19 protein-coding genes and 2 tRNA genes are annotated in these 18,599 nt (G+C 29.7%); 8 read left to right on the forward strand and 13 right to left on the reverse strand.

What is annotated here, in order from left to right:
• Positions 1-264: 264 nt before the first annotated feature.
• Entirely contained in the window at positions 265-1,200 is a 936-nt protein-coding gene (locus BLV71_RS00480) for an ImmA/IrrE family metallo-endopeptidase (protein ID WP_093868656.1), read from the reverse strand.
• A 325-nt stretch (positions 1,201-1,525) separates the two neighbouring features.
• Complete coding sequence (locus tag BLV71_RS00485; RefSeq protein WP_093868657.1) at positions 1,526-2,158, reverse strand: Crp/Fnr family transcriptional regulator; 633 nt, start codon at positions 2,156-2,158, stop codon at positions 1,526-1,528.
• Positions 2,159-2,318: 160 nt separating this feature from the next.
• Between BLV71_RS00485 and BLV71_RS00490 the strand changes: the two genes are divergently transcribed.
• Positions 2,319-2,741 (forward strand): CBS domain-containing protein, encoded by a 423-nt coding sequence (locus tag BLV71_RS00490; protein ID WP_093868658.1) that lies wholly within the window; start codon positions 2,319-2,321, stop codon positions 2,739-2,741.
• Between the two features lie 56 nt (positions 2,742-2,797).
• On the opposite strand, the gene rpe is transcribed toward BLV71_RS00490, so the two are convergent.
• Positions 2,798-3,454 (reverse strand): ribulose-phosphate 3-epimerase, encoded by a 657-nt coding sequence (gene rpe / locus BLV71_RS00495; RefSeq protein ID WP_093868659.1) that lies wholly within the window; start codon positions 3,452-3,454, stop codon positions 2,798-2,800.
• Between the two features lie 152 nt (positions 3,455-3,606).
• Positions 3,607-4,470 carry a sigma-70 family RNA polymerase sigma factor gene (locus BLV71_RS00500; protein WP_093868660.1) on the reverse strand — a complete coding sequence of 288 codons (864 nt, stop codon included), beginning with the start codon at positions 4,468-4,470 and terminating at the stop codon, positions 3,607-3,609.
• A gap of 222 nt (positions 4,471-4,692) precedes the next feature.
• Here BLV71_RS00500 and BLV71_RS00505 point away from each other — a divergent pair, with 222 nt between their 5' ends.
• The 3 genes from BLV71_RS00505 to BLV71_RS00515 are packed head-to-tail and all read left to right on the forward strand — an operon-like array spanning position 4,693 to position 6,315.
• A complete protein-coding gene (locus tag BLV71_RS00505; protein ID WP_093868661.1) occupies positions 4,693-5,265 on the forward strand; it encodes an RNA polymerase sigma factor in 573 nt (190 codons plus the stop codon).
• Positions 5,266-5,270: 5 nt separating this feature from the next.
• On the forward strand, positions 5,271-5,471 hold the full coding sequence (locus tag BLV71_RS00510) for a hypothetical protein (RefSeq protein WP_093868662.1): 201 nt from the start codon (positions 5,271-5,273) through the stop codon (positions 5,469-5,471).
• 25 nt (positions 5,472-5,496) lie between these two features.
• Entirely contained in the window at positions 5,497-6,315 is an 819-nt protein-coding gene (locus BLV71_RS00515) for a mechanosensitive ion channel family protein (protein ID WP_093868663.1), read from the forward strand.
• 307 nt (positions 6,316-6,622) lie between these two features.
• Here the strand turns inward: BLV71_RS00515 and BLV71_RS00520 are convergent, their stop codons facing one another.
• The 5 genes from BLV71_RS00520 to BLV71_RS00540 form a co-directional block, all read right to left on the reverse strand.
• Positions 6,623-7,327: a type IX secretion/gliding motility protein PorT/SprT gene (locus BLV71_RS00520; protein ID WP_093868664.1), complete on the reverse strand. Its 705-nt coding sequence runs from the start codon at positions 7,325-7,327 to the stop codon at positions 6,623-6,625.
• 1 nt (position 7,328) lies between these two features.
• A complete protein-coding gene (gene ubiE / locus BLV71_RS00525; protein ID WP_093868665.1) occupies positions 7,329-8,057 on the reverse strand; it encodes a bifunctional demethylmenaquinone methyltransferase/2-methoxy-6-polyprenyl-1,4-benzoquinol methylase UbiE in 729 nt (242 codons plus the stop codon).
• 27 nt (positions 8,058-8,084) lie between these two features.
• Positions 8,085-8,978: a NifU family protein gene (locus BLV71_RS00530; RefSeq protein ID WP_093868666.1), complete on the reverse strand. Its 894-nt coding sequence runs from the start codon at positions 8,976-8,978 to the stop codon at positions 8,085-8,087.
• A 104-nt stretch (positions 8,979-9,082) separates the two neighbouring features.
• Entirely contained in the window at positions 9,083-10,444 is a 1,362-nt protein-coding gene (locus BLV71_RS00535; protein WP_093868667.1) for an OmpP1/FadL family transporter, read from the reverse strand.
• 24 nt (positions 10,445-10,468) lie between these two features.
• Positions 10,469-11,638 (reverse strand): hypothetical protein, encoded by a 1,170-nt coding sequence (locus tag BLV71_RS00540; RefSeq protein WP_143032739.1) that lies wholly within the window; start codon positions 11,636-11,638, stop codon positions 10,469-10,471.
• A 148-nt stretch (positions 11,639-11,786) separates the two neighbouring features.
• Here BLV71_RS00540 and proS point away from each other — a divergent pair, with 148 nt between their 5' ends.
• The 4 genes from proS (at position 11,787) to rpsT (ending at position 13,893) form a co-directional block, all read left to right on the forward strand.
• Positions 11,787-13,265, forward strand: coding sequence for a proline--tRNA ligase (proS, locus tag BLV71_RS00545; protein ID WP_093868669.1), 1,479 nt, complete (start codon positions 11,787-11,789; stop codon positions 13,263-13,265).
• 75 nt (positions 13,266-13,340) lie between these two features.
• Positions 13,341-13,412, forward strand: a tRNA-Glu gene (locus BLV71_RS00550).
• A 121-nt stretch (positions 13,413-13,533) separates the two neighbouring features.
• Positions 13,534-13,605 (forward strand) — tRNA-Glu (locus BLV71_RS00555).
• A 36-nt stretch (positions 13,606-13,641) separates the two neighbouring features.
• Positions 13,642-13,893 carry a 30S ribosomal protein S20 gene (rpsT, locus tag BLV71_RS00560; protein ID WP_093868670.1) on the forward strand — a complete coding sequence of 84 codons (252 nt, stop codon included), beginning with the start codon at positions 13,642-13,644 and terminating at the stop codon, positions 13,891-13,893.
• 243 nt (positions 13,894-14,136) lie between these two features.
• On the opposite strand, the gene rodA is transcribed toward rpsT, so the two are convergent.
• The 4 genes from rodA to mreC are packed head-to-tail and all read right to left on the reverse strand — an operon-like array spanning position 14,137 to position 18,598.
• A complete protein-coding gene (gene rodA, locus BLV71_RS00565) occupies positions 14,137-15,414 on the reverse strand; it encodes a rod shape-determining protein RodA (RefSeq protein ID WP_093868671.1) in 1,278 nt (425 codons plus the stop codon).
• Positions 15,395-17,275, reverse strand: coding sequence for a penicillin-binding protein 2 (gene mrdA / locus BLV71_RS00570; protein ID WP_093868672.1), 1,881 nt, complete (start codon positions 17,273-17,275; stop codon positions 15,395-15,397). Before mrdA ends, rodA begins: the two co-directional genes overlap by 20 nt.
• Entirely contained in the window at positions 17,272-17,778 is a 507-nt protein-coding gene (mreD, locus tag BLV71_RS00575; RefSeq protein WP_093868673.1) for a rod shape-determining protein MreD, read from the reverse strand. The genes mrdA and mreD overlap by 4 nt, the downstream gene beginning before the upstream one ends.
• Before the next feature lies 1 nt (position 17,779).
• Positions 17,780-18,598: a rod shape-determining protein MreC gene (gene mreC, locus BLV71_RS00580; protein ID WP_093868674.1), complete on the reverse strand. Its 819-nt coding sequence runs from the start codon at positions 18,596-18,598 to the stop codon at positions 17,780-17,782.
• Between the last annotated feature and the right edge of the window lies 1 nt (position 18,599).

Here is an 18,599-nt window from a genome sequence, read left to right on the forward strand (position 1 = left end):
ATTTTGTTGCAGGCAAATTTACTTCTGAAAAAAAAGGTAATCAGTAACCAATGTTACAGTTTTAATATAAAAGCATCTTTTTCATTAAAAAAAGATGCTTTTACAGGGGAGGGACTAAACGTAATAATAGAATCCGAGGTTAAATTATAAATATCTGATTTTCCGATTATTATATTATAAATTTAGTATTTTTTATTGGTTTTTAATGTAACATTTGTTACATAACGGATATAAAAAGCCATTTCATTAGAAATGGCTTTAAGTCTATTTAGTTTTTTTTAGTTTAAACTTACTAAATTCTTCTTTTGAAACGTTTCCTTTTTTGATATCTAAGATTTCATTATAATTAAGCATCATAAATTCAAAAAAATCAGCTTCTTTATTTGAAAGCCCCTCATACATTTTTTTACTCTTAGCTTTTTTGCTAGTTCTATAATAATCAGTACTATCGTACCAATAAGTACCTTGACCTATGTATCCCCAAAAACGAACAAGTAGTTTATATACTTTATCCCAGCCTAAAAAACCTTTAGTATTAGCATAATAGCCCGTGTAATACCCTAATTTAGCAGCTGCTTGCCTTTCGGTAGAAGAACCATGAGAAACTCCGTTACCAATAGCTGCAAAGTTTTTAAAAGAGTTTGAGGCTTCTTGCCAAGAAATATTCTGACCAACATTACTAGCTAACCAGTAACCAGCAAAGAAATCTGCTCCTATTTCTTGATTTTTCCCTGAAGCCCAGTACCAATTATTGTTATATTGTAAGATATGACCAAATTCGTGAGCAATAATAGATTTTGCTGCATAAGCATCATAGTTTAATAGCATGCTATTCCACCAAGTTTCTCCAATAAAAACACGATCTGGGTTTGAGTAAGCTAACATATTATTAGTATTTGTTCCTCTCCAATTATATACTGTTGGGTTCACACCAAAAAACCATTTTAAATTTGGTACTGCCCATTCTATGTAACTTTGGCCACTTGCCATTTTATATGTTTTGTATGCGCCATAATACCCAGTATTAAATGGAGTAGCTGCAGCAGTTCCTAATAGGTTTTCATCTTTTAGGTGTTCTATTGAAATTAGATTTTGATTTTCAATATTAGAAGGGTTTGCGTTATCATAATCTTGACAAGAATAAATTGCCAATATTATTGTTGCAAACGCAATTGAAGATTTAATTACGTTTTTTTTCATTACGATTAATATTTATTGTTAATACTATCAAATAATAGAATTCATTTTATTTGTGTTTTTTCGTTGATCAATCGAACTGTTATCTTGTGTTTTTCAAATGGTTGAAATTAAGGTTGATAACATGGTAAATCTATGTAAAAAGAGAAATAAATATTTAATGAAGTTTCTTTTTTATTAGAAAAATGAAAAAAATTCTTTTTTGCAGGAGTGATTGTAAATATTATTGAATAATATTTTGTTTTAAATTGATATTCAGGGGTGTATGTCGTTTAGAGCCTAAGGGTTATTTAAATAAAGAATGATTTATAATATATAAATCAAGTGTTTAAAGTTCTAAAACTTTTATTTGATTACGCTGTAGTTCTATTTTTGATTGTTTTTCTAAAGATTTTAAAAGTCTTGATATAACAACTCTTGATGTGTGAAGATCATTAGCAATTTGTTGATGAGTTACACTTATTATATCGTTATGATTTACTAAGGCTTTGTCTCGTAAATACTTCAGTAAACGTTGATCCATGTTTAAAAAAGCAATGGTGTCAACAGCTTCTATAAATTCTTGTAATCTATTATGGTAACTTTGTAAAATATATTCTTGCCAACTTTTATATTTACTTAACCATTCTGACATTTTTTGCTTAGGAATCATTAATAAAGCAACATCAGTTTCAGAGACAGCTCTTATTTTACTTTTTGTTTGCCCCATGCAACATGATAATGTAGTTGCACAAGTGTCTCCTCTTTCTAAATAATATAAAACGAGTTCATCGCCATTTTCATCTTCTCTTAAAATTTTAATAGCTCCACTTAGTAATAAAGGGATCGAAACAATATAACTTTCAGTTTCAATAATGGTAACATCAGCTTTAAATTCCTTTAAAATGGCTACATCATTTATTTCTTCTAATAAAGCTTCTTCAAATAAATAACCGTAATTGTTTTTTAATTCTTCTATCAAAACTTGTTGGCTTTTTTGTAAAAATACTACTTTTTAAAATAAAAAGCATTTAATAAGTTACGAATATATAATTATTGTTTTACTGATAAAAATCAGTTTTTCTATCGAGATATTTTCTGAAATTTGATATAGAAATAGAAATAATAAAACCATATTTAAGATGAAAAAAAGAACACCAGTACAAACAATAATGACTAAAAATGTTATCACACTAAATTTATCAGATGACTTAATGATGGCTGAAAAACTATTTAAAGAAAATGATATACGACATATCCCTGTTGTAAGTGGTAAGAGTATAGTAGGGATGTTAAGTTATACTGATTTATTGAGAATTAGCTTTGCTGATGCTATTGATGAAGATGAAAGTGATGTAGATACTGTAGTATATAATATGTTTACAATAGAACAGGTTATGGCAAAGAATTTAGTAACAGTGAGTCCTTCAAATACAATAAAGGAGGTGGCAGAAATTTTATCTAAAAAAGAGTTTCATGCATTACCAGTAATTGAAGAAGGTGAATTAAAAGGTATAGTTACTACTACAGATTTAATTTACTATTTATTAGAACAATATAACTAATAAAAAAGGCGGTAAAAAATTAATTTTTTACCGCCTTTTTTATATCAATTAAAAATTTAATTAACAATTGTTTTTAAATTTTCAATAGTTTCTATAGGAGTTTCACTTTTAAATACAAAACTACCAGCAACAAGAACATCTGCACCAACTTCAACTAATTTATTGGCATTTTGATCAGTTACCCCTCCATCAATTTCAATTAAAGTTGAAGCGTTGTTAAATTCAATAAGGTTTTTTAGTTGCTGTACCTTTTTATAGGTGTTTTCAATAAATGACTGCCCACCAAACCCAGGATTAACACTCATAATACAAACTAAATCTAAATCATGAATTATATCTTCTAAAACTGCTATAGGCGTGTGTGGGTTTAAAGCAACTCCAGCTTTCATACCAGCAGCTTTTATTGCTTGTATAGTTCTGTGTAAATGTGTACACGCTTCATAATGTACTGTTAGTATATTTGCTCCTAAATCAGCAAAAGTTTCAATATATCTATCAGGGTCTACAATCATTAAATGTACATCAACTGTTTTTTTAGCATGTTGTACTATTGATTTTAGCACAGGCATTCCAAAAGAAATATTCGGAACGAAAACTCCGTCCATAATATCTATGTGAAACCAGTCAGCTTTACTATCGTTAACCATTTCTATATCACGCTGTAAATTTCCAAAGTCAGCGGCTAAAACTGAAGGAGCAATAAGTTTTTCCATTAAATGTATTTGTTTGTTGTGTTGTGATGCAAATATAGTTAAAACTAATAAGGGCAATAACTAAAAAAGAAAACTCTTGATGATTCAAGAGTTTTCTTTTTATTAATCCAAAAACGAATAGTTATAATAACTATTTGCTATTGTATGTGTTATTATCCTAAGTAAGTCATTAAGATTTTACTACGAGATGTATGCTTTAATCTTCTAATTGCTTTTTCTTTAATTTGACGAACACGCTCACGAGTTAAATCGAAAGTTTCACCAATTTCTTCTAATGTCATTGGTTGGTGTTCACCTAAACCGAAATACAATTTAACAACATCAGCTTCACGAGGAGTTAAAGTTTCTAAAGCACGGTTAATTTCAATACGTAATGATTCATGTAATAATGTTCTATCTGGGTTAGGAGATTCACCAGAATTTAATACATCATATAAATTAGAATCTTCACCTTCAATTAAAGGAGCATCCATTGATACATGACGACCAGAATTTTTCATTGATTCTTTAACGTCATTAACTGTCATGTCTAATTTCTTAGCAATTTCTTCAGCACTTGGAGGGCGCTCATTTTCTTGCTCTAAGAAAGCATACATTTTATTGATTTTGTTAATGGAACCAATTTTATTTAAAGGTAAACGAACAATACGAGATTGCTCAGCTAGTGCTTGTAAGATAGATTGACGAATCCACCAAACTGCATATGAGATAAATTTAAATCCTCTAGTCTCATCAAAACGCTTTGCCGCTTTAATTAAACCTAAATTCCCTTCATTAATTAAATCAGGAAGAGTTAAACCTTGATTTTGATATTGTTTAGCTACAGATACCACAAAACGTAAGTTTGCTTTTGTTAGCTTTTCTAAAGCTCTTTGATCTCCAGCTTTTATACGTTGAGCTAATTCTACTTCTTCATCAGCAGTAATTAAATCTACTTTTCCTATTTCTTGTAAATATTTATCTAATGAGGCAGTTTCTCTATTGGTAACCTGCTTTGTAATCTTAAGTTGTCTCATGTAAAAAAAACTATTTTTTTATAATTATCAATCACTCTACATATACTTATACGTAGCATTATTAAAAAATGTTACAAAAGTTATTATTTTTTTTAAATTTAATTCCATAACCGTTAAAGAATTGTTAATTTTGATTGAGTTAAAAATAAGAAAGTGACTTGTTAAAAAAGAATGTGTCTTATTTTACTACAAGTCTAAACAAACAATAATCAAACTTAGCCTTTGAAAAGTATTGATGTTACAAAATTAAGTGACGAAGAGCTGGTTAAAAAAATAGTAGAGAAAAATGATACTCATTTATTCGCTATTTTATATGACCGATATGCTGGCGTTGTGTATAATAAATGCTATGGTTTCTCTAAAAGTAAAGAGGAAGCACAGGATTTAACGCACGATCTTTTTATTCGTTTATTTGTAAAATTGCGTACTTTTAAAGGGAAATCTAAATTTTCTACTTGGTTATATTCATTTACATATAATTTTTGCGTGAATTATGTTCAAAGGAACAGCGCAAAGAAAAAAGAAAAAGTTACAGTAGTAACTGACCAAATTAAAGAGGAAGATAGTGGGTTTGATGAGATTGATGATACCACATTATTTGAGTTAAAGTCAGAAAAGTTGGCTAAAGTACTCGAAATGATACCACCTTCTGAAAAAATGATTTTATTAATGAAATATCAAGATGATATGAGTATTAAAGAAATATCAGGAGTGTTAGAATTAGGCGAAAGCGCTGTTAAAATGCGTTTGAAGCGAGCTAAAGAGAAAGTCGTAAAAACGTATAATGAGTTGTAATTATTATGGATAATCCATTTAAGAAAATATTACATAACGAAGAATTGCCAGAGGTGCTTAAGGAAAAAGTACTTAATGATGTGGCAATGATTAAGCTTTCTATAGATGTAGCTGATTTATTTGTGGTAAAATACCCTAACGTTGTAGCTGACTTATTAAACGGTGGTGGAACTCAAGAAAAAACTGATAATAAAGAAACTGAATAACTGTTATAATTAAACTAATACTACTATGATTTTTTTACAAATGAATATTCTCAATCCTTTTAAAAAAATATTGAATGACCTAAATGATTCTATACCTACCGTTTTAGGGTTCATTAGTTTTATAATAATAGCTTGGCTATTTATAAAAGTGTTTTTGTATATCGTACGAAAAGCTTTAGCAAAAACTAAAATAGATGAATGGTCTAAAAAATTAAGTAAAACTGAAATTTTTGGAAACTCTACAATAAATATTGTTTTAACTAAAATAATTTTAGGAGTACTTAAATGGTTTTTAATCTTAATTTTTGTAATGGCAGGGTCAAGTATTTTTGGCATTGTAGCAGTTTCTGAAGGAATTAAAAGTTTCTTTGCTTACTTACCAAAATTATTAACAGCACTTGGAATTTTTGTAGCAGGAGCATATTTAGGAACTATGGTGAAAAAGGCCATTCAGTCAATGTTTAAATCGCTTGAAATTTCAGGAGGTAATTTAGTAGGTAACATTGCTTTTTATTTAATCGTAGTATTCTTATCTATAACAGCTCTAGATCAGGCAGGTGTTGATACTTCAGTAATAAAAAGTAATTTAACATTGGTTATTGGTTCTGTGTTATTAGCGTTTACAATAGCTTTCGGACTAGGAGCAAAGGATGTGGTAACAAGATTGTTGTTTGGCTATTATTCTAGAAAAAATATAGGTATTGGTCAAAGAGTAATTGTTGGTGATGTAGAAGGAGTAGTTACTGCAATTGATAACATTTGTATGACTATTAATACTTCAAATGGTAATGTTGTATTACCAATTAAAGATGTGGTTAACAGTAAAATAGTTTTTGTGAAGTGATGAGATGTTAAAAAATATCCATATATTTGTACAGTATAAACTATTGTTATAGATAATATTAATGATAGATTTCGGGGGACTTCTATCTAATAGTAAAGTAAAAACTTTACGCTATAAAGACTATCAAATTTGATAGTCTTTATTTTTTTTGAAAAAATATGTGACCTTTTTAATTATAAAGGTGTCTTATTATATAATTGATAGATTTCGGGGGACTTCTATCTAATAAGGTTAAAAGAGAAGAATTTTCTTTTAAAAAAAATGGCTTCCAGTTTTGGAAGCCATTTGTTTTTTATTGTAATGCGAGTTATTCGAAAGATAAATGTAAAAAGATACCTCTAGTACCAAGAAAGTCAATTGGGTCTGTCCATTGACTAGGAGATGTATTGTCGTATTTAATTTCATTATTTATAGCAAATACACCACGTATAGAAGGAGAGAATTTAAAGTAATTTAAATATAAGTCAACTCCTATTCCTATTTCATACATGAAGTTTCCTGTAGTAGTTCTAAACTTTCCTGCAAAATTATCATCATCACTACTTTCATTACTTGAAAAGTTATAATCAAAGGATAAACCACCTAGTACATATGGTCTAATATTATTAAGTCTATTTGTGCTTAGCTTTAAAATTACTGGTAAATGAAGAAATGTTGCTCCAACTTCTCTTGTTTTTATATTTTCGTTTGTGCCACCAATGTGATTAAAAACTAAAGTTTTTGTATTTGACATTAATCCTGGTTCAAAACGAAGATTGATATTATTATGTAATCTTAAATCTGCTATTAAACCAACGTTAAAACCAACAGATGAGCTAACTTCTATGTTTGGAGAACTTATAGCGCTTGGCTTATAAGAAACCTTATAACTGTTGTTGTTTAGACCTAAATAAAAACCATAATGAAATAATGGTTTGTCAAAACTAGGGAGGTTTAGTATTTTTTCTGCCTGACTAAAAGCTGTTAATGATGTTGTTAATAGTAAAACGAATAATAAAATATTTTTAAACATATTATTTTAAAGCTGTATAAATTGATGCAACCCCAAAAGTTACAGGTAAATTCTTTGCATTCTTAAACCCATTTTTTTGTAAAATATTGTTGAAAGCTTCTCCAAAAGGAAAAGAATTTGCACTTTCAGATAAATAAGAGTAAGCAACTTTGTCTTTAGAGAAAAGTTTACCAATTACTGGTAATATAAAGTTAGTGTAAAACTTATAACCTTGTTTAAACGGGAATTTAGTTGGATTTGAAGTTTCTAAAACAACAAATTTTCCTCCTGGTTTTAAAACACGAAGTATTTCTTTTAAGCCTTTGTCTAAGTTTTCAAAGTTACGAACACCGAAAGAAACTGTTATAGCATCAAAAGTATTATCATCAAATGGAATGTTTTCACTATCACCAACTACCATTTTTATTTTATCAGATAAGCTAACTTTCTCTATTTTTTGTTTTCCTACATTTAACATTCCTTGAGAAATATCTAGTCCAACAATTCTTTCAGGATTTAATTTTGCCATCATTATAGCAAGGTCACCAGTTCCAGTAGCAATGTCTAGTATTTGTTTAGGGTTGTTTTCTCCAATTAATTTAACAACTTTTTTTCTCCAACTAACATCAATACCTAAGGAAATAACACGATTTAAACCGTCATAATCCTCAGAAATATTATCAAACATTTGAGCTACCTGCTCTTTTTTTCCTAATTCGGAATCTTTATATGGTTTTACTTGTTCAGACATAAAAAGTTGATGATTTTAAGTGTAAAATTATCCGTTAATAGCAATTACTTCATTAATTTGATTAGGTAACATTTCTTTTAGCATGGTTTCAATACCATTTTTCAATGTTACGGTAGATGATGGGCAACCACTACATGCTCCTTGTAAAATAACACTTACTCTTTTTGAGTTTTCGTCATACGATTGAAAGGCAATATTACCTCCATCAGAAGCTACTGCTGGTTTTATATATTCGTCTAATATATCAACAATTTTTGCTTCAGTGTCGGATAAGTTTTCTTTAGGAACTGCAACATTTTGTTTAGTTTGTTGTTTAGGAAGTTCAGAAATTATTTTTTTACCTTCTTGAAGATATCCACGAATAAAAGTACGAACTTCTTGATATACCTCATTCCATTCTACCATGTCATATTTAGTAATAGAAATATAGTTTTCTGAAATAAATACTTCATTCACAAAAGGAAAATTAAACAAGGCTTGTGCTAAAGGAGAAGATTTACTAGCTTCATCAATGTTTTTAAACTCAACATCAGTTTGTGTTAACGCTTTATTAGTTCCAAATTTCATTACTGCTGGATTTGGAGTTACTTCAGCATAAACTTCAGTAGCGTCTTTTTTAGTTGTTTCTTCTTTAACTATAGGGTTTCCTTGTTGAATATAGTTTTGAATCTGTTCTTTAACTTCTTCTTCAACATCACTCCATTGAACAATATCAAATTTTTGAACTGCGATAAAATTAGCAGTAATAAAAACTTTTTTTACGAAAGGAAGGTAAAAAAGTTGTTGAGCTAGCGGTGAGTTTTTAGCCTCGTCTATATTGTTAAATTCATAACTTCCACCATTAATTAAAATTGTGTTACTCACAAATTTAATAATAGTTTCATTATTAGTTTCTTGTATGTTAATTTTTATTGAATCCATGTCATAATAAATGAAATGCAAAATTACGGTAAAAAACTGATATATATATACAGAAAAGGTCTTGTAATACTACAAGACCTTTTCTGTATGTTAATTTTATATAATTATAAATTTATAGTAACAGTTCCTGATATTCTACTCGTATTATTATTAAGGCTAATGTCTCCTAAATTGTATAATGTTTGAAATTCTAAATTTTCAGACTTTCTGTATGATAAGTCAATTTTCATGTTACCAAAATTATAACCTAAACCAGCTGAGAACCCTTTGATATTATCTTTATTAACACTACCTCCTACAGCAGATAAAAGATTAGGGTTTTTCTCATAATGATAACCACCTCTAATGCTTAATCTGTCAAAACGCCATTCAGTACCAACATTTAATGCATGAGTAGTTCTAAATTGAGTGGCAAAATTTTGATTAGCTTCAATAAAAGCTGTATCATTTTCTCTATATTTTATATTTGGGTAATCTTTATAGGTGTAATCGAAACTTATCAATCCTTGTTTACCAAATATGTAGGCTCCACTTGCTGTTATTCTACTATTAGATTTGAATCTATAGATATATAATTCACTTATTAAATCACTTCCACCGTTTATTCCTAAATTAGATACATCTGATAGTATTAAGTCATTTTTATAGTCCTCTGCTATCTCTTCATACCAAGTAGGAGTTTCGTAGGCTAAACCAACACGAATATTTTTATTTAATTTATATAGAAACCCTAAACTTAAGGACACACCGTTACCTTGTATATAAGAATCTATTCTGTTTTTTGCTTTTAATATATTTCCATTAGCATCATCATTCTCTTCGTTTAATAAAGCAACTCTGCTTAAATCTATATCATGAAAATTTAACGAGGCTCCCAAAAATAATTTGTTTTGATGAACTGCTGAGAAACCTAGATTGAAAACACTTGATTGTCCTGATTTTTCTACAGAATAACCTTGTTCAATAGAACCATCAAATTTATTTTTTGGTGAACTTGTATCGTTAAAATGTTCGCTATGAAATAAGAAACCGCTATTCCCTTTAACTGAATAAAAAGAGCTGTAATCACTTTTAATTTTATAATTAAAAGTAAGAGCAAAACGATTCCATTCTGAATTATACGCAGTATCAAAAGAAAGAATTGCGCCTGCTTGTGAAAGGTTGAAATAATCATTTTGTGAAGATGAAGAATTTCCGTAATACGAAGTTAAATAATCTGTATTTCGATTACTTAGGGTAGCCGAAGCAGTACTAATTTTTGACACAGAACTACCAGCAGGATTTATACTAAAAGCTGAAATATCACCACCTAAAGCTCCAAAAGCACCACTCATAGCTTCATATCTTGCTGTACCATAATTATCATCTTTTGAAAACAAAAGGCCTAAATCATTATAATCTAGTGATTGTGAATAGGCACTAAGAGATGATGCAATCGAAATTGCAATTATTAAAATTCGTTTCATGTTTCTTAATTTTTTTTAAATAAATTATCTTCTTCTTCTGCTGCTAGAACTACTTCTTGAACTTCTCGATCCTGAGCTTCTAGAAGAGCTTCTGCTTGGAGTGTAAGAGCGAGTTGATCTACTACTAGATCTAGAAGGTGTGTAGCTTCTATTTGAACTTCTTTTTGTTCTTGATGGTGTGTAGCTTCTTGTATTACTTTTTGTAGATCGAGTATTAGCTCTTCTCGTAGGTTTATGTCCTCCAGTAGAATATTGTCTAGTTGTCCTAGTCTTTCTTACTGATCTTGTAGGTTTATGCCCTCCAGTTGAGTATTGTCTTGTTCTAGTTCTTCTTACTGATCTTGTTGATCTGTCACCTCTTGTTGTATTGTAGCTTCTTCTAGTTCTGTCATTTCTTGGACTACTAGCTGTTCTATTTGTTCTTGAGCTTCTTCGGTATACATTCGATGAACGTCTTGATCTAGTTGTGTTTCTTGCACTATACCCTCGTCTACTACTATAATTTCTTCTAGAAGTAACTGCTCTATATGGGTTAGCACCTCTATTTGCTCTATAATAACGATTGTTAAAATAATTGTTTCTATAATATGGAGGACAATAAAAATTGTTATTATTCCATCCTACATAAAAACCAGAGTAGTAATGACCATAATTATATGGGTGCCAGTATGAATTGTATCCCCAGTTGTTGTAGAAGCGAGAACGCCACCATGGTCTATAATTATATCCATAATATGAGTCCCAACCCCAATCGTTATAGAATCCCCATCTTGGGTATGTGTTTACATTTATAACTACATCATTACTATTACTGTTATAGCCCCATGGATCATTTGAATTATAAGTAATGCGAGTTCTAGGAGTTTCCTCATCAATAACATCTTCTTCATAATCGTACTCACTAGTATCAGATCTGTAGTTTTCAATATCAGTAAAAACATCTGAGCCATTTAAATTTTCTAAACGTTCAACTTCTTTCCTAAAATAGTTTTCCTTATAATTATTGTATTCATTAGTATCCATAACAACAACTTTACGTTGAGGTTCTTGGTTTTGAGTGCTTTCAACTTCATCATCATAAATACCATCACTGCTACTTACAGTTTGCATTGTACCACAAGAAATAAAGGAGGTTATTAAAAATAATGATAATATGAATATGTAAGGTTTTGTTTTGAAGTATTGTGGTTTCATGTCTATTATTTTTAAGTTAGAACAATAAAATTATTTAAATGATTTTGCAAAAAACTATTTTTTGTTGGGCTTGTAGGCTTTTTAATGTAGTTTTGCACATACAATTTTACGCATAAAAGATAACAATATTTATGCCAAACTTTTGATTATGAGCAAACATTTAACAAAAAGAGCAGAAGACTACTCTAAATGGTATAACGAACTTATTGTAAAAGCCGATTTAGCTGAGAATTCAGCGGTAAGAGGCTGTATGGTGATTAAACCATATGGATATGCAATATGGGAAAACATGCAAGCAGAATTAGATAGAATGTTTAAAGAAACAGGACACGAAAATGCTTATTTCCCTCTTTTTGTTCCCAAGAGTTTGTTTGAAGCTGAAGAAAAAAATGCTGAAGGATTTGCTAAAGAATGTGCTGTTGTAACTCATTACCGTTTGCAAAATGATCCTGATAATGAAGGGAAGTTACGCGTTGATCCTGAAGCTAAATTAGAAGAGGAATTAATTGTACGCCCTACGTCAGAAGCAATTATATGGAGTACTTATAAAAAATGGATTCAGTCTCATAGAGATTTACCTTTGTTAATTAATCAATGGGCAAATGTAGTTCGTTGGGAAATGAGAACACGCCTGTTTTTGCGTACTGCTGAATTTTTATGGCAAGAAGGGCATACTGCTCATGCTACAAAAGCTGAAGCTGTTTTTGAATCAAAACAAATGCAAGACGTGTATGCAAATTTCGCAGAAAACTTTATGGCAATGCCTGTTGTTAAAGGAGCAAAGTCTGAAAGTGAACGTTTTGCTGGTGCAGAAGCTACTTATACAATTGAGGCATTAATGCAAGATGGTAAAGCTTTGCAGGCGGGAACTTCACATTTCTTAGGTCAAAACTTTGCTAAAGCATTTGATGTTAAGTATACGTCCAAAGAAGGTAAGCAAGAATACGTTTGGGCTACTTCATGGGGTGTTTCTACACGTTTAATAGGTGGTTTAATAATGACACACTCTGATGACGCAGGTTTAGTTTTGCCTCCAAAATTAGCACCTATCCAAGTTGTTATTGTTCCTATATATAAAGGAGAAGAACAATTAGACGCTATTTCTGAAAGAGTTAATGTGTTTGTTAAAGAGTTAAGAGGTAAAGGAGTTTCTGTAAAATTTGATACTCGAGATACAATGAGGCCTGGTGCAAAGTTTGCTGAGTATGAACTTAAAGGTGTTCCTGTAAGAGTTGCCATAGGGAATAGAGACTTAGAAAATGGAACTGTTGAAGTTGCTCGTAGAGATACCTTTGAGAAGCAAACAATTAACCAAGTAGATTTAGTAGAGCATGTAACTAAATTATTAGAAGAGATACAAGAAAACTTATTTACTAAGGCTTTAAACTATAGAGACTCACATATCACTGAAGTTAATTCTTTTGAAGAGTTTAAAGAAGTTATAGAAAATAAAGGAGGTTTTGTTTCTGCTCATTGGGATGGGACAATTGAGACTGAAGATAAAATTAAAGAATTAACAAAAGCTACAATACGTTGTATAGCGAATGATGCTAAAAAAGAGGATGGAATATGTGTTTTTACTGGAAAACCATCAACAGAAAGAGTTTTATTTGCTAAAGCGTATTAAAAAAAATAAAAAAGGTTTGGTGTATATGAAAACAGTTTGTATATTTGCACCCGCAATCGCAAAATAGATTGTTTTGGTCCGTTCGTCTAGGGGTTAGGACGCCAGGTTTTCATCCTGGTAACACGGGTTCGATTCCCGTACGGACTACAAAGTTTTTTAAGATTTAAGTAAAAAATTAAACCTTAAAAATTTTAAAAATTAAAAAGAATTAATTGCAGGTATAAAAAAATATCTTATATTTGCACCCGCAATCATAAAGATTGTATTTGGTCCGTTCGTCTAGGGGTTAGGACGCCAGGTTTTCATCCTGGTAACACGGGTTCGATTCCCGTACGGACTACAAAGTTTTTTATAAACAATTAACGATTTTAGTATAATGGCAAATCATAAGTCAGCATTAAAGAGAATAAGAAGTAACGAAGCTAAGCGCTTAAGAAATAAATATCAGCATAAAACTACACGTAATGCTGTTAGGAAATTAAGAGCAAGTACTGATAAAACAGAAGCTGAAGGGATGTTTTCATCTGTTGTTTCTATGTTAGATAAATTAGCAAAGAATAATATTATTCATAAAAATAAAGCAGCAAATTTAAAATCTAAATTAGCTAAGCACGTAGCAGCTTTATAAGAAATAAAATTACTTTAAGTAAAAGCGTTTTCATGAAAATGAAAACGCTTTTCTTGTTATGTATGTTTTATTATAATATTTTGGAGTTCTAGTCTTTTTTGTTAGTGGTATTCTTTTAAAAAGTATTTTCTTGAAGTATATGCTTCTCTAAGTAGTTTTAAAGTAGATAGAGAAGAATTTCTTTAGCTGTTGTGGAATTTGTGTTTTCTAAACTCAATTTACAACTCTAAAGAACGTTTTATGTTACCAGTCATATTTCTTATGGGCATCTAATCGGATAAATATGAATAGAAGTAAAGTGAACCCCCATAGTGAGGAACCTCCATAACTAAAAAAGGGTAGAGGGATACCTATTGTAGGTAGAATCCCTATCACCATTCCAATGTTTACTAACACATGAAAAAATAGTATAGATGCAATACCATATCCATAAATTCTTCCAAATTTGTTGGTATGCGTTTCAGCTAAAAAGATAATTCGATATAAGAGTAAAGTGAAAAGAATTATAACAAATGAACTTCCAAGAAAGCCCCATTCTTCACTTACAGTACTAAAAATATAATCTGTATCTTGTTCAGGAACGAAATTACCTTGTGTTCTATCACCTTGTAAAAATCCTTTTCCTGTTAATCCTCCTGAACTAATTGTTAATTCTGATTGATAGGTGTTGTAACCAACTCCTCTGTTATCTTTTATTTTCCCTAATAATATGTCAAATCTATCTTTTTGATGCTGCTCTAAAATATTGTTATAAGTATAACCTATTCCAACAATAAAAAGACTAGTAAATACATATAAAAAAATAACTTTAAATATGTTAAATCTTAGGAAACGTTTGTTTTTATAAACAGCATATAAGGTGTAAAATGTAATAAATAATAAGCATGTTATTAAAACCCATTTTATGCCAAAATATATGGTTAATAAGAATAGTATTATAGATAATGCGCCTATTATAAAATAAGCAAGGGTAAGTCCCTCTCTATTGAGTACAAAAAAAAATGAAAAATAAATTAATACCGACCCCATATCTGGTTGCAATGCAATAAAAAATGCAGGAGTAAATATTATTACAAAGGCTTTTAATTGATTCTTTATAAGGTTTAGGTTATACTGTCTGTCACTCATTAACTTTGCAAGAGCTAAAGCTGTAAATGTTTTTGTAAATTCAGAAGGTTGAAGTCCTACACCTCCAAAATTATACCATGATGTAGCCCCATTTATTTTTTTACCAAAAACAAGAACACCAGCTAATATAATAACAGAAATTAAGTAAAGTAAGCTAGAAAATTTTTCATAAAATTTTGCGTTAAAAAATAAAACAAATATCATAATAGGTAAACTTAATGCTATCCATATAAGTTGTTTACCATATCTTGCTGAAAAATTGAAAACTTCACGAGTTTCTTCATTTGAAGAAGCTGCGTAAATGTTTAACCAACCAAAGCTTACTAATAAGATATAAAGAAGGATTAAAATCCAATCAATTTCTGCAAATATATTATTTCGTTCCTGTCGCAATAGTATCTTTTTTTGGAATTAGCTTTTCGTATACACTTTTAAGACTTAAGTCAAGCATTCTTTTTTCTATATGCTTTCGTGAAATTTTCCCTGTTAAATATTTTTCTATCAATAAACTGGTAATAGGAGCAGCTATTGTAGAGCCGTATCCTCCGTTTTCTATATACACAGCTAAGGCAATTTTAGGATTGTCTTTAGGTGCAAAAGCAATTAAAATTGAATGATCAGGTAATTGTTCTTTTTTTCCATTAACGCGTATGAAATTTTCCGCAGTACCAGTTTTTCCACAAATATCTAGTCCTTTTACCTGACTAGATTTAGCAGTTCCTCTAGTAAATACTTCATGCATTGCTTCAATAGCAATAGGGAAATGTTGTGGAGAAATTGTTGTGAATTTTTTAATTGTATATGTAGAATCCTTAATAGGAGAGGAGTTTATTTTTTTTACTATGTGAGGAGTGTAAAAGTATCCTTTGTTGGCAATGGCTGCAGTCATATTTGCTAGCTGCATAGGAGTTGTTTCTACCTCTCCCTGGCCAATAGCGTTTGATATTGTTGTGGTTGCTCCCCATCTAAATTTATTACGAGCATCATAAAGTTTTGAATTTGGAATTCTCCCTTTTTGGCCAGTGGGTAAATCATATCCTAAATAATTACCTAAACCAAAACTTTTGACGTGTTTATTCCAGTTGTCTAAACCAATTTTTGAGTTTTCAGCTTTGTCAATTATCTTCCTATAAGCAGTACAGAAATAACTGTTACACGATTTAGCAATGGCAGTTTTTAATCTGATAGGGCGACCTACAATACGACAATGACACCCCATAAATTCATTTTTTCGTTTCCCATATCTGTAACCATGGTAACAACGTACAGAAAAATTCTCGTCAATAACACCTTCTTCTAAAGCAATCAAACCATTAATTATTTTAAAAGGTGATCCAGGGGCGTACATTGCTTGTAAACCTCTGTCAAATGTGGGCATATTAATTTTGTCGTTAAATAATTTAACAGAATTCGGAGAACGTTTTCTACCTACTAACAAATTAGGGTCATATGAAGGAGCGGTAATAAGTGCTAAAATTTCTCCAGTATTGGGTTCTAAAGCAACTATACCACCTCTCTTACCTTGCATCAGCTGTTCACCGTATTGTTGAAGTTCACTGTCAATAGTTAAAGTTAAATCTTTACCAGCCACAGCGAGGGTATCGTATTTCCCATCTTTATATGAGCCAGTTATTTTATTAAGGTTGTTTCTTTTAAAATATTTTTTACCTTTAATACCTCTAAGAATTTTTTCATATTGTTTTTCAACACCTAACTTACCAATTAATTCACCTTGCTCGTAATAGTCACTTGTTTTTGCTATATATTCATTTACTTCACTAATAAAGCCTAAAACATTAGCTGCTGATTTTAAAGGGTAATTACGAATGATACGTTTCTGGATGTAAAAACCTTTAAATTTTTGTAGCTTTTCCTGTAAAAAAGCAAAATCTTCTTTTGCAAGTTGTTTAAGGAATACTGAAGGTAGCCACCTAGCATATTTTTCAGCTTTTTTAAATCTGTATTTAAAATTTTCTTTTGATATTTTAAGTAAAGAACAGAATTGGATTGTATCTAAAGGTTTTACATCTTTGGGAATTACCATTACATCATACGAAAGTTGGTTTGCTACAACAAGTTTGTTGTTTCTATCGTACACATAACCTCTTTCAGGGTAATCATACTCGACCTTAACAGTTGAACTTAAGGTAGGGTTTGATTTTTTTCCATGAATGATTTGTAATTGAAAAAGTCTAAAAATATAAACTAAGCCAACAACTGTAATTAAAAAGAGTAATAAAAAACTTCGCTTCATGATAGCTTTTTTCTAAATATAAAACTTCCTAAGAAATACAGTACTAACGTAAATGTAGTTGATAATAGTGTATTGATAATAACATTTGAAAAATTATGTAAGCTAAAATTAATAAAACTGTATAAAATAAAGTGATGAATAATTGTTAAAATGGCTATATAATTAAAAGTTTTATCAAATGTTTCCAGTTTTAAATCGAATAAAAGATAATCGGATTCCGTTTTTTTAAAAATTGTTTTAACTAAAAATAAGCGTATGTATGCAATAAAAAGCGTAGCAAAGGCATGAATACCACCAGAATTAGAAAAGAAATCTATACAAAGTCCGAATAGAAAACTAATTGTTAAAAAAGATATTCGTTTTTGATTTAATGGAAATATAAATACATAAGCTATATATATGTATGGATTTACATGACCAAATAAAAGAATGTTATTTAAGATTAGTGTTTGTAGTAGTACAAAGAATATGAATAAAAATATAAGGTAAAGTGTTTTGTTCATTTTAATTCTCCACTTTTTTTATTTCTGTCTTATGAAAATTTGTAATAATATATATACTTCCTAAATTACTCATATCATTGAATAATTTTATATTAAGAGTATTCAAAGCAGATATTTTTTCAGGAACATTTTTTATAGTTCCAACTGGTATTCCCTCAGGAAATATAGTTGATTTACCACCAGTAATAATTGTATCTCCAATTTTATAAACTGCTTGACGAGGAATATCTATTAATTGAACAGTGTTATAATCTTTAGCATCCCAAATAAGTGTGCCAAAGTGATGGCTGTTCTTGAAGCGTACATTTATCTTACTATTTTTATTTAAAATTGATTGAACTCTAGCGTATTTACTATTAACATTTTCAGTTATACCAATTATTCCTTTGCTGTTTATTACAGCCATTTCAGTAGTAATATTGTTGCTTTTGCCTCTGTTAATTGTTATAAAATTATAAGGGGTATGGTAATCATTACTAGTAATTTTACCATTTATGTAGTAGTATTTTTGATTGAATTCTAAAGAATCTACTATAGTATTTATTTTCACAGTGTCAACTAAAGAATAAAGATTTTCTAGCTTATTTTTTAATAAAGTGTTTTCTTCTAAAAGTAAATTGTTTTCATTTTTTAAGTTCATATATTCATTAATGTTACTTATTTTGTGTAACAAACCACCAGATATAGTATTAGCAGAACTTATAAATTTACTTTTATGAAAAGAATGATTATTTATGATTAATGCAACAGCTATAATTTCTAGAAACAAAAAATATAAAAAGTGTTTATACTTTCTAAAGAAATAAATAAGCTGTTGCATA

The sequence above is a fragment of the Tenacibaculum sp. MAR_2010_89 genome (assembly GCF_900105985.1).
GTDB lineage: Bacteria > Bacteroidota > Bacteroidia > Flavobacteriales > Flavobacteriaceae > Polaribacter > Polaribacter halocynthiae.